General features: G+C 64.9%; 12 protein-coding genes. All 12 read left to right on the top strand.

Going from position 1 to position 12,118, the window contains the following annotated elements; translation table 11 throughout:
* Window positions 1-32: 32 nt before the first annotated feature.
* The 12 genes from gyrB (at window position 33) to ABE423_RS11280 (ending at window position 12,035) form a co-directional block, all read left to right on the top strand.
* On the top strand, window positions 33-2,492 hold the full coding sequence (gyrB, locus tag ABE423_RS11225; RefSeq protein ID WP_032128508.1) for a DNA topoisomerase (ATP-hydrolyzing) subunit B: 2,460 nt from the start codon (window positions 33-35) through the stop codon (window positions 2,490-2,492).
* Between the two features lie 67 nt (window positions 2,493-2,559).
* The gene (locus ABE423_RS11230; RefSeq protein WP_049399023.1) at window positions 2,560-3,405 is read left to right on the top strand and encodes a CPBP family intramembrane glutamic endopeptidase; all 846 of its coding nucleotides are present in this window, start codon (window positions 2,560-2,562) and stop codon (window positions 3,403-3,405) included.
* A 71-nt stretch (window positions 3,406-3,476) separates the two neighbouring features.
* Window positions 3,477-4,283, top strand: coding sequence for a M48 family metallopeptidase (locus ABE423_RS11235; protein WP_032128510.1), 807 nt, complete (start codon window positions 3,477-3,479; stop codon window positions 4,281-4,283).
* A 132-nt stretch (window positions 4,284-4,415) separates the two neighbouring features.
* Window positions 4,416-5,603: a tetratricopeptide repeat protein gene (locus ABE423_RS11240; protein WP_032128511.1), complete on the top strand. Its 1,188-nt coding sequence runs from the start codon at window positions 4,416-4,418 to the stop codon at window positions 5,601-5,603.
* 254 nt (window positions 5,604-5,857) lie between these two features.
* Window positions 5,858-6,415 (top strand): energy transducer TonB, encoded by a 558-nt coding sequence (locus tag ABE423_RS11245; protein WP_180836271.1) that lies wholly within the window; start codon window positions 5,858-5,860, stop codon window positions 6,413-6,415.
* A 94-nt stretch (window positions 6,416-6,509) separates the two neighbouring features.
* The gene (exbB, locus tag ABE423_RS11250) at window positions 6,510-7,271 is read left to right on the top strand and encodes a TonB-system energizer ExbB (RefSeq protein ID WP_004132614.1); all 762 of its coding nucleotides are present in this window, start codon (window positions 6,510-6,512) and stop codon (window positions 7,269-7,271) included.
* Window positions 7,272-7,328: 57 nt separating this feature from the next.
* Complete coding sequence (locus ABE423_RS11255) at window positions 7,329-7,754, top strand: biopolymer transporter ExbD (protein ID WP_012509603.1); 426 nt, start codon at window positions 7,329-7,331, stop codon at window positions 7,752-7,754.
* Between the two features lie 3 nt (window positions 7,755-7,757).
* Complete coding sequence (locus ABE423_RS11260) at window positions 7,758-8,171, top strand: biopolymer transporter ExbD (RefSeq protein ID WP_032129281.1); 414 nt, start codon at window positions 7,758-7,760, stop codon at window positions 8,169-8,171.
* Between the two features lie 101 nt (window positions 8,172-8,272).
* A complete protein-coding gene (gene cls, locus ABE423_RS11265) occupies window positions 8,273-9,733 on the top strand; it encodes a cardiolipin synthase (protein WP_032129285.1) in 1,461 nt (486 codons plus the stop codon).
* A 40-nt stretch (window positions 9,734-9,773) separates the two neighbouring features.
* Complete coding sequence (locus ABE423_RS11270; RefSeq protein WP_125892595.1) at window positions 9,774-10,043, top strand: hypothetical protein; 270 nt, start codon at window positions 9,774-9,776, stop codon at window positions 10,041-10,043.
* A 9-nt stretch (window positions 10,044-10,052) separates the two neighbouring features.
* Window positions 10,053-10,796 carry a pyridoxine 5'-phosphate synthase gene (locus tag ABE423_RS11275; protein ID WP_125892597.1) on the top strand — a complete coding sequence of 248 codons (744 nt, stop codon included), beginning with the start codon at window positions 10,053-10,055 and terminating at the stop codon, window positions 10,794-10,796.
* A gap of 147 nt (window positions 10,797-10,943) precedes the next feature.
* A complete protein-coding gene (locus ABE423_RS11280; RefSeq protein ID WP_346486050.1) occupies window positions 10,944-12,035 on the top strand; it encodes a PA0069 family radical SAM protein in 1,092 nt (363 codons plus the stop codon).
* Window positions 12,036-12,118 lie beyond the last annotated feature (83 nt).

Consider the following 12,118-nt stretch of genomic DNA (forward strand, 5'->3'; position numbering starts at 1 on the left):
GTGCCCGACCTGCGGAGCCTACGGCAAGCGCAATGAGCGACGAACAGAACACCCCGGCAAACAACGGCAATTACGACGCCAACAGCATTACCGCCCTGGAAGGCCTGGAGGCTGTCCGCAAGCGTCCCGGCATGTACATCGGCGACGTGCATGACGGCACCGGTCTGCACCACATGGTGTTCGAGGTCGTCGACAACTCGATCGACGAAGCGTTGGCCGGCCACGCCGACCACGTTGCAGTGACGATCCACGCCGACGGCTCGGTCTCGGTGTCCGACAACGGCCGTGGTATTCCGACCGGCAAGCACGAGCAGATGAGCGCCAAGCTCGGTCGCGAAGTGTCTGCGGCCGAAGTCGTCATGACCGTCCTGCACGCAGGCGGCAAGTTCGACGACAACAGCTACAAGGTTTCGGGCGGCCTGCACGGCGTCGGCGTCAGCGTGGTCAACGCGCTGTCGCAGAAGCTGCTGGTGGACGTGTTCCAGAATGGCTCCCACTACCAGCAGGAATTCAGCAACGGCGCAGCCGTGACTGCGCTGGCCAAGCTGGAAGCCACCACCAAGCGCGGTACCACCGTGCGCTTCTGGCCGTCGACCGTCGCCTTCCACGACAACGTGGAATTCCACTACGACATCCTGGCCCGCCGCCTGCGCGAGCTGTCGTTCCTGAACTCCGGCGTCAAGATCGTCCTTGCCGACGAGCGTGGCGACGGCCGTCGCGATGACTTCCACTACGAAGGCGGCATCCGCAGCTTCGTGGAGCATCTGGCCCAGCTGAAGACCCCGCTGCACCCGAACGTCATTTCAGTCACCGGCGAGCACAACGGCATCGTCGTGGACGTGGCGCTGCAGTGGACCGACTCCTACCAGGAGACGATGTACTGCTTCACCAACAACATTCCGCAGAAGGACGGCGGTACCCACCTGGCCGGTTTCCGCGGTGCGCTGACCCGTGTGCTCAACAACTACATCGAGCAGAACGGCATCGCCAAGCAGGCCAAGATCAACCTGACCGGCGATGACATGCGCGAAGGCATGATCGCAGTGCTGTCGGTGAAGGTGCCGGACCCGAGCTTCTCCAGCCAGACCAAGGAAAAGCTGGTCAGCTCCGACGTGCGCCCGGCGGTGGAAAACGCCTTCGGTGCGCGGCTGGAAGAGTTCCTGCAGGAAAACCCGAACGAAGCCAAGGCGATCGCCGGCAAGATCGTCGATGCCGCACGTGCACGTGAAGCCGCGCGCAAGGCCCGCGACCTGACCCGCCGCAAGGGCGCGCTGGACATCGCGGGCCTGCCGGGCAAGCTGGCCGACTGCCAGGAAAAGGATCCGGCGCTGTCCGAACTGTTCATCGTCGAGGGTGACTCGGCAGGTGGTTCGGCCAAGCAGGGCCGCAACCGCAAGAACCAGGCGGTGCTGCCGCTGCGCGGCAAGATCCTCAACGTGGAACGCGCGCGTTTCGATCGCATGCTGTCCTCCGACCAGGTGGGTACGCTGATCACCGCGCTGGGCACCGGCATCGGCCGTGACGAGTACAACCCGGACAAGCTGCGTTACCACAAGATCATCATCATGACCGACGCCGACGTCGACGGCGCCCACATCCGCACCCTGCTGCTGACGTTCTTCTACCGCCAGATGCCGGAGCTGATCGAGCGCGGTTACGTCTACATCGGCCTGCCGCCGCTGTACAAGATCAAGCAGGGCAAGCAGGAGCTGTACCTGAAGGACGACCCGGCGCTGGACAGCTACCTGGCCAGCAGCGCAGTGGAAAACGCTGCACTGGTGCCGGCCACCGGCGAGCCCGGCATCGAAGGCCTGGCGCTGGAGAAGCTGCTGCTGGCCTACGCGGCGGCGCTGGATTCGATCGAGCGCAACGCACACCGCTACGACCGCAACCTGCTTGAAGCGCTGGTCGACTTCGTCCCGATGGACCTGGAAAGCCTGCGCGCTGCCGGCGAAGGCGAGGGCCTGGATGCACTGGCCAAGCGTCTCAACCAGGGCAGCCTGGGCAGCCCGCGTTTCACGCTGGAACTGCAGGACGCCAACGATGAGCGCCCGGCCGCTGTGCTGGTGACCCGTCGCCACATGGGCGAACAGCACATCCAGGTGCTGCCGATGTCGGCCTTCGAAAGCGGCGAACTGCGCGCGATCCACCAGGCATCGAAGCTGCTGCACGGTCTGGTCCGCGAAGGCGCGACCATTTCCCGCGGTGCCAAGTCGATCGAAGTCGACAGCTTTGCCAAGGCACAGAACTGGCTGCTCGAGGAGGCCAAGCGCGGCCGACAGATCCAGCGATTCAAGGGTCTGGGTGAAATGAATCCGGAGCAGTTGTGGGACACCACGGTGAATCCGGAAACCCGTCGACTGCTGCAGGTGCGCATCGAAGATGCTGTCGCTGCCGACCAGATTTTCAGCACGCTGATGGGCGATGTCGTCGAACCGCGTCGCGACTTCATCGAAGACAACGCGCTGAAGGTCGCAAACCTGGATATCTGACACAATCGGGACACGGCCGGTGCGCGGGGAGGCGCGCCGGCCTTCGACTCTTGAACGCAGGTACCTGATGTCCGCATCCGCCCCGGTTTCCGCTCCGCCCCCGGTTCCGCCGGCTTCTGCCGCGCCGCGTGCCGTTTCGCCGTTGGCGGGGTTTTTCATCGACCTGGGTATCGCCGCTGTCACCCTGTTCGGCCTGAGCCTGATCAGCGGCCTGCTATGGGGCCTGTACCGTGGCGTGGTGGTTGGTTACGCGAACGCGCAGGCCGGCGCTGGCGCCCCCGACGCCAGTTCGGTAGCGGCATCACTGGGCCAGCCGGGCGCGCTTGCGCAGATTCTCATGGCGCTGTTTGCCACCGGCGGCGCCGCGCTGCTGCTGTACTTCTGGCGACGGCCGGCCAATGCCGCCGAGCGCCACGCGTCGCGCCAGGCGCTGCGCCGTCCCTCCACCTGGGGCTGGACCCTGCTGGTGGCGACCCTGATCGTGCTCGGCAGCAATGGCATCGCCTTCCTGGCCAAGCAGTTCGGCATCGAGCCGGTTCCCACCAATCTGGCGCTGATGCAGAGTGCGATCGCGCGCTTCCCGTTGTTCCTGGTGCTGTTCGCGGTGGTACTGGCACCGGCCTACGAGGAGCTGCTGTTCCGCCGCGTGCTGTTTGGCCGCCTGTGGAAGGCCGGACGCCCGTGGCTGGGCGTGGTACTGAGCAGCCTTGCTTTCGCCCTGATCCATGAAATCCCTGGCACCAGTGCCAACGGCCCGGCCGAGATCGCGCAGCTGTGGCTGGTCTATGGCGGCATGGGTGCCGCGTTCTGCTGGCTGTACCAGCGCACCGGCACGCTCTGGGCCGCGATCACCGCGCACGCGCTGAACAACGGCGTGGCGCTTGCCGCGCTTGTGTTCTTCGGGGCAACGTAACGCCGTGTCCGCTTGACGAAAGATTAAGCCGCTACGCTACACACTGCGCATATGAACACGGGGGTGGATCCATGAAACAACTGCTGCTGGCCCTTGTCATCACCACCCTGGTCAGCGCCTGCGCGACCACGACCTCCCCTACCGGCCGTCGGCAGATGGTGGGCGGGGTGTCGCAGGCGCAGCTGGACCAGCTCGGCGCACAGGCGTTCGCCGAAACCAAGCAGAAGGAAAAGATCAGCACCGACGGCCGCCAGAACGGTTACGTGCAGTGCGTGGTCAACGCCCTGGTCGCGCAGCTGCCGCCTCAATACCGTGGCGTACGGTGGGAGACGGCCGTGTTCGTCGACAAGGAGCCCAACGCCTTCGCCCTGCCCGGCGGCAAGGTCGGCGTGAACACCGGCATCTTCACCGTCGCCAAAAACCAGGATCAGCTGGCTGCCGTAATCGGCCATGAAATCGGCCACGTCATCGCCCGCCACCACGAAGAGCGCATCACCCGGCAGATGGGTGCGCAGACCGGGCTGGCCGTGCTCGGTGCGCTGGCCGGCGCGGCCTACGGAGAAGGCGCTGCCAGCACCGTCAACCAGCTCGGGGGCATGGGCGCGCAGACCGCCTTCCTGCTGCCCGGTTCACGCACCCAGGAAAGCGAGGCCGACGTGATCGGCCAGCGACTGATGGCCCAGGCCGGTTTCAACCCGGCGCAGGCGGTCGACCTGTGGCAGAACATGATGGCCGCCAGTGGCGGCCGCAGCCCGCAATGGCTGTCCACCCACCCCGATCCAGCCAACCGTATCCAGGAACTGCGACGCGATGCACCGGGACTGACGCCGGTCTATCAGCAGGCGCAGGCGGCCGGGCTGCGGCCAAAGTGCGGATGAGTGCGCAGTTCTATGCTGTATTGCAGCACATAAAACGATTTCTCACGCCATCTGTTTCTGATACGTTTGGCGGCTCAGATTTTTCTGACAGTCCGACTTTGCCGCTATCCGGCGGTTCGATCGAGGTGAACGATGATTTTCCGTAACCACAAAGCTGTGCTTTCCGTCCTCGTCGCGACCGCCCTGACCGGCGCCGTGGTCACCGATGCCTTCGCGCAGTCCTCGCGTTCCTCCGAGCGTGGCAACCGCGGCGGCAAGCAGGCCAAGGCCGAAGCGCTGTACCCGAACGCGACCCGCGAGGAGCCGACCGTCAAGGCATCGGCCAAGCTGGGCAGCAAGCTGCAGAAGATGATCGACAGCTACAACAAGGAAAAGTTCCCGGAGACGCGCACGCAGGCCGACGCGATCCTGGCTGACAGCGCCGCGAACGAGTACGACAAGTCGCTGGCCGCGCAGCTGGCCTCGCAGGCCGCCTACCAGACCGACGACACCCCGGCTGCCGTGGCCTACCTGAAGCAGGTCCTGCAGTTCAACGGCCTGGACAACAACGGCCACTTCCAGTCGATGCTGATGCTGGGCCAGCTGCAGCTGCAGGAAGACCAGACCGCCGAAGGCCTGGCGACCCTGGACAAGTACTTCGCCGAGAGCAAGTCGACCAAGCCGGAAGAGCTGATCGCCAAGGGCCAGGCGCTGTACCAGCTGGAGCGCTACCAGGAAGCGATCCCGGTGCTGAAGCAGGCCATCGCCGGTGCCACCGAACCGAAGGACAACTGGAACCAGCTGCTGATGGCGGCCCTCTCCGAAGCCGGCCAGTCCGGTGAAGCGGTGAAGGAAGCCGAAGCACTGGCCGCCAAGAACCCGAACGACAAGAAGGCCCAGCTGAACCTGGCCAGCATGTACATGCAGGCCGATCAGATGGAGAAGGCTGCCGCGGTGATGGACAAGCTGCGCAGCAGCGGCCAGCTCACCGAAGAGCGCGAGTACAAGCAGCTGTACTCGATCTATGCCAACACCGAACACAAGGAAAAGGACGTCATCGCGGTCATCAACGAAGGGTTGCAGAAGGGCATCCTGAAGCCGGATTACCAGGTCTACCTGGCGCTGGCCCAGTCCTACTACTACTCCGACCAGGTGCCGCAGGCGATCGATGCGTGGCAGAAGGCTGCCCCGCTGTCCAAGGACGGTGAGACCTACCTGAACCTGGCACGCGTCCTGCATGCCGAAGGTCGCATCCCGGAGGCCAAGCAGGCCGCCCAGCAGGCGCTGGCGAAGGGTGTGAAGAACCAGGCTGATGCCAAAAAAATCATCAACCTGAAGTAAGTAGGAATAACGCCTGAATGCCTGCACAGTTGATGCGCAGGCGCTCAGGATTGGTATAAGCTTGGAGGTTCCTGCGGTGTCATGCACCGCTGATCAGGGATTCCGCCCCCGGCATCCCGGCCCCACTATTGAGCTCTTGGCGCATGACGGAACAACTAGTCGTTCACCGGTACGAACAACCCGATGACAAGGGGCTGAGCTGGCCTCGCATCGTCGGCATCGCGTTTGTAATTGCCCTGCATCTGGCCGCGTTCATGATGCTCCTGATCCCCGCCGTGGCTCCCAAGGCCGTGGCTGAGAAGGAGCGCAACGTCATGGTGACGATCGTCGACGCCCCGCCGCCGCCGCCACCGCCGCCGCCGCCGCCGCCGCCGACGGATACTCCGCCGCCGCCGGTGAAGAACCTGTCGCCGCCGAAGCCGTCGCCGGTCCCGCCGCCGCCGCAGGCGCCGGTCGTGGACGTGCCGGAACCGCGCCCGAGCGATATCGTCACCCCGCCGTCGCCTCCGTCGCCGCCGGCTCCGCCGACCTCGATCGAGGCCAGCGTGGACATCTCGTCGAAGGCCATGAACCCGCCGCGCTACCCGCCGGCAGCCTTCCGCGCGGGTATCCAGGGCGAAGTGATCCTGATCATTGATGTCGATGCCAGCGGCAACGTCACCAATGTCACGGTGGAAAAGTCCAGCCGTAACCGCGACCTGGACCGTGCTGCGATGGAAGCAGCTCGCAAGTGGCGCTTCAACGCCGCTGAATCTGGCGGTAAGAAGGCGGCAGGTCGCGTTCGCGTCCCGGTCAACTTTGCGCTGAACTGATGCGTCCGGGTGGCCGCCTGGCCACCCCCGCTCCCAGTTCGATTGTTTAGCTTAGCTACACCCTTTATCACCACACACAACAAAGGTAAGCGTCATGCTGCAGGAAATTTTCATCGCCGCTGCTGCCGGGGGCAATCCGTCCAACGCCCTGTCGCAGATGGGCTTCGAGCACCTGATCCACGAAATGACCACCAAGCCGGGTGATTTCGCGGTTTCCTGGGTCGTGCTGCTGACCCTGGTCGTCATGTCGGCCATGTCCTGGTACTGGACCGTCATCAACATCTTCCGCGCCACCCGCCTGAAGAGCGCCGCTGATCGCGTCGTCAGCCTGTTCTGGGATACCCCGAACGCGCAGGACGCCATCCGTGCGATGGAAGAACAGCCGGCTTCCGAGCCGTTCTCCAAGATCGCCCTGGACGCTGCCCAGGCGGCTGCCCACCACCAGCGCGCTGAAGGCGGCGCCACCGGCGGCGTGGGTGAGAACCTGAGCCGTTCGGAGTTCGTCGACCGCGCTCTGCGTCAGGCCGTGACCCGCGAAAGCAACAAGCTGCAGTCGGGCATGACCCTGCTGGCCACCGTCGGCGCGACCGCTCCGTTCGTCGGTCTGCTGGGTACCGTGTGGGGCATCTACGGCGCGCTGATCAAGATCGGTGCCACCGGCTCCGCTTCGATCGACGCCGTTGCCGGCCCGGTGGGTGAAGCGCTGATCATGACCGCGATCGGTCTGTTCGTCGCGATCCCGGCCGTGTTCGCCTTCAACTTCTTCAGCAAGATCAACAGCGCGACCATCAGCAAGTTCGATACCTTCGCGCACGACCTGCACGACTTCTTCGCCACCGGTTCGCGCGTCCGCTAATTGCGACGCGCTGTACCCAGCGAGAACGTAGTCAACACGATCTAGACGGAGCCCGTTATGGCTTTCAGTAGTGGTAACAGCGGCGGCCCCATGGCCGACATCAACGTTACGCCCCTCGTGGACGTGATGCTGGTGCTGCTGATCATCTTCATCATCACGGCGCCCCTGATGTCCCACAAGGTCAAGGTGGATCTGCCGGAGGCCAACCTGGTCCAGAAGCCGGACGACACCAACGACCGCAAGGGCCCCATCACCCTGGCAGTCAAGGAAGATGGCTCGATCTACTGGAACGACGAAGAAATCAACAAGCAGACTCTCGAGTCGCGCTTGGCGACCGCCGCCCAGCAGACCCCGCAGCCGCCGTTGAACCTGCGTGGTGACCGCACCACCAAGATGCGTGTCATCAACGAGATGACCAAGATCGCGCAGGAACAGGGCATGCTGGACGTCGGCTTCGTCGCGACCAAAGAGAAGGGGCAGTAAGCCATGGCATTCAGTAGTGGTGGTGGCAAAGGCCCCATGGCAGACATCAACGTCACGCCCCTCGTGGACGTGATGCTGGTTCTGCTGATCATCTTCATCGTGACCGCGCCGATCATGACGTACCCGATCGCCGTGGACCTGCCGCAGCGCGTGCTCAACCCACCGCCGCAGCTGGTCGAACCGCCGCCGCCGATCGAACTCAAGATCGACGCCAGCAACCAGGTCTCGTGGAACAACAGCCCGATCAATGCGAGCGAGCTGCAGCAGCGGATGGAGAACGAGGTCCAGAAGGACCCGACCAACCAGCCGGAACTGCGCATCGATGCGAGCCCGGATTCCGAGTACGACGTGATGGCCAAGGTTCTGGCTGCCGCGAAGAACGCTCAGATGAAGAAGATCGGTTTTGTGCAGCAGTAACTGCTACACCGCAATACAACAGTCATGACGCGACTGCAGACGCCCCTGGAAACAGGGGCGTCTTTTTTATGCCTGACGGCCTGGACCGTTATGATCGGCGGATGCTCGCCCTCTTCGACTCCCTGCGCCACTGGCTCGACGGCATCGCCCACCTTGGCACGATCCTGGCGGTCGCCTATCTGCTGTACCTGTTCGCGCTGGCGGGCTGGATCATGCTGCAGAAGCGCGAGCCGGTGGCCACGCTGAGCTGGATCCTGTCGCTGGCGCTGCTGCCCTACCTGGGTCTCTTCATCTACTACCTGCTGGGCCCGCAGAAGGTGAAGCGGCAGCGCCTGCGCCGTGGCCGTGCCCGCTCGGGGATGGAGCACTACAGCGATGTCTGCCCACCCGACGCCGACTGCACCGAGCTGGCCAAGGTCGCACAGGCCACGACCGGGCTCGCGCCGAGCAGCGCCACCGAAGTCACCTGGCTGGTGGATGGCGCGGCAACCTACGCGGCCCTGCTGGACGCCATCGCGCAGGCCCGCGATCACGTGCACCTGGAGTACTACATCTTCAACCCGGACCATGCCGGCACCGCGCTGCGCGACGCCCTGGTCGAGCGCGCCCGCGCGGGTGTGCAGGTGCGCCTGCTGCTCGACGCGGTGGGTTCGTCGGCCCTGCCCCGCCGCTTCCTGCAGCCGCTGCTCGACGCCGGTGGCGAAGCGATCTGGTTCCACCCACGGCAGCTGCTGAAGCCATTCAAGCGCCCGTGGTTGAACCTGCGTACCCACCGCAAGCTGGTGATCGTCGACGGCCGCCTCGCCTTCACCGGCGGCATCAACATCACCGACGACGAGGATGAAAGCCGCAGGGCGGATGCCTACCGCGACCTGCACATGCGCATCCGCGGCCACGTGGTGCGCAGCCTGCAGCTGGTGTTCGCCGAGGACTGGCTCTACGCCAGTGGACAGGATCCCTCGCGCATGGACATCGCGCGTCTGTGGCCAGCCGACATGCCGCTGCGCGGCGATGGTGCGATCAACGCCCAGGTGCTGGTCTCCGGCCCGGACTCGGGCTGGGAAACGATCCATCGCCTGCATGTGGCGGCGATCCAGGAAGCGCACGAGCGCGTCTGGCTGGTCACGCCCTACTTCGTGCCGGGCGAAGCGGCGCGGATGGCACTGACCTCGGCCGCGCTGGGCGGGCTGGACGTGCGCCTGCTGGTGCCGAAGATGAGCGATTCTTGGTTCGTCACCCAGGCCGCCCGCTCCTACTTCGACGAGCTGCTGCATGCCGGGGTGAAGATCTACGAGTACGGCCCACGCATGCTGCATACCAAGGCCTTCATCGCCGATGACGACGTCTGCATCGTCGGCAGTGCCAACTTCGATCACCGCAGCTTCCGGCTGAACTTCGAGCTGTCGATGATGATCAGCGACCGTGACCGGGTGGCTGCGCTGGCCGAACTGCTGCAGGGCGAATTCGACCGTTCCACGCGTGTGCACGACCAGGCCGGTCGTTCGCTGTGGCTGCACCGCCTGCCCGAGGCCTTCGCCCGGCTGGCCTCGCCGCTGCTCTGACGCAGCGCTACACTGCGCCGATCATCCGGGGAGCCCGACTATGTACTGGTTGTACCTGCTGCTGGCGCTGGGCTCTTTCGCCTTCGCGCTGAAGACCCCCAGCCCCGGGCTGATGACCCTGTGCCTGCTGGCCGCCCTCGCCTTCCTGCTGGCCTGGGTGCGTGGCCGCTACGTGGCCCGTTTCGGTGATCCACAGCGCGATCCGTCCACACTGGTCGATGCCGAAGAACTGCGCCGCCTGCGCGAACAGGCCCAGGCCCGCCGCGGTGACGACCCCAACGATCACGATCCATCCCCTCTTTCCAAGTAGTTTCGTTCCATGACCCAGCTCAGCGTCAACGTCAACAAGATCGCCGTCCTGCGCAATTCGCGCGGCGGTGCCGAACCGGACGTGGTACGCGCCGCCCAGGCCTGCCTGGATGCCGGCGCGCATGGCATCACCGTGCATCCGCGACCGGACCGCCGTCATATCACCGCCGAGGACGTGCTGGCCCTGTCCACGCTGACCCGTGCGCGTGGGGTGGAGTTCAACATCGAAGGCAATCCGTTCGCACCGCCGCGCGAGGGTTATCCGGGGCTGCTCCCGCTGTGTGCACAGACCCACCCGGCGCAGACCACCCTGGTACCGGATGGCGATGGGCAGATCACGTCCGACCACGGTTTCGACTTCGAGCGCGATGCCGAGCGGTTGCGCCCATTGATCACCGAACTGAAAGCGATGGGTTGCCGGGTCAGCCTGTTCGTCGATGCCGGCAACCCGTTGCTGGAGCAGGCGGCCGAAGTGGGTGCGGACCGCATCGAGCTGTATACCGGGCCCTATGCGGAGGCGCATGCGGCTGGTGATGCTGACGCGATGCTGGCGCTGTTCGCCACTGCCGCACGCCGTGCACAGGCCGTTGGCCTGGGCGTGAACGCCGGCCACGATCTGTCGCAGGACAACCTGCGCGATTTCCTGGCCAACGTGCCGGACGTGCTGGAGGTGTCGATCGGCCACGCGCTGATCGGTGAGGCGCTGTACGACGGGCTGGACGCCACGGTGCGCGGGTACCTGGCGCTGCTCTGATCCCTCCCCTGTAGCGTCGAGCCCTGCTCGACTTCGGTCTTGGGCCACCCTGGGTGGGAGTCGAGCACGGCTCGACTCTACGGGTGGCGCTGAACCCTTCAGGCGGCCGTCGCAGCCATTGAGACAACCACGACGTACCCTGCCGCAATGGGTATTGCGATCAAGGGCCGAGGTTCCACGTCCCACCTTGCCGGGCGCTTTGAAAGCACTGTCAGCGAGGCGGTGGACGACGGCTGGGCGGTCGACGAGAGCGAGGAGTTCCTTGCCCCGCGCCTGCGTACCGAAGTGCGTGCCGAAACCGCGCGCAGCATCATCACCCGCAACACCTCGCCGGACGTCGGCTTCAGCCAGTCGGTCAATCCGTATCGCGGCTGCGAGCATGGATGCTCATACTGCTTTGCACGCCCCTCGCATGCCTATCTGAACCTGTCGCCGGGCCTGGATTTCGAAACCAAGCTGTTCGCCAAGACCAATGCGCCGCAGCTGCTGCGCAAGGAGCTGTCGAAGCCGGGCTACGTGCCGCAGCCGATCGCGCTGGGCATCAACACCGACGCGTACCAGCCGATCGAGCGCAAGTTCAAACTCACCCGCCAGCTGATCGAAGTGATGCTGGAGACCAAGCATCCTTTCTCGCTGATCACCAAGAACGCACTGGTCGAGCGCGATATCGACCTGCTTGCACCGCTGGCGGCGGAGAACCTGGTCAGCGTGCACTTCTCGGTGACCTCGCTGGACCCGCATCTTTCCGCAAAGCTGGAGCCACGCGCGTCTGCACCGCATGCGCGGCTGCGCGCGATGAAGCGACTACATGAGGCCGGCATTCCCGTTGGCGTGATGGTGGCGCCGGTGATTCCGTGGATCAACGACAGCGAGCTGGAAGCGGTGCTGGAGGCTGCACACGATGCCGGTGCCAGCACCGCCGGTTATGTGCTGCTGCGCCTGCCGCTGGAAGTGGCACCGCTGTTCCGCGAGTGGCTGGACACCCATCATCCAGATCGCGCCGCACATGTGATGAGTACCATCCAGCAGCTGCGCGGCGGCAAGGACTACGACAGCCAGTTCGGCACGCGCATGCGGGGCCAGGGCGTGTATGCCGATCTGTTGAACAACCGCTTCAAGCTGGCGCGCAAACGTCTGGGCTTCAATGCGCAGAACAGCCATTGGCCGAAGCTGGATTGCAGCCGGTTCCTGAAGCCGCTGCCGCCGAAGAAGGATTCGCCGCAGGGTTCGTTGTTCTGAGTAGAGTCGTGCGTGGCACGCGGGGGGCGGAAGGGGAGTACAGCCAGCGAGGAAGAAACCCCCAACCAACTGATGCGGACACT

The sequence above is a fragment of the Stenotrophomonas sp. TWI1409 genome (assembly GCF_039673015.1).
Taxonomy (GTDB): domain Bacteria; phylum Pseudomonadota; class Gammaproteobacteria; order Xanthomonadales; family Xanthomonadaceae; genus Stenotrophomonas; species Stenotrophomonas maltophilia_A.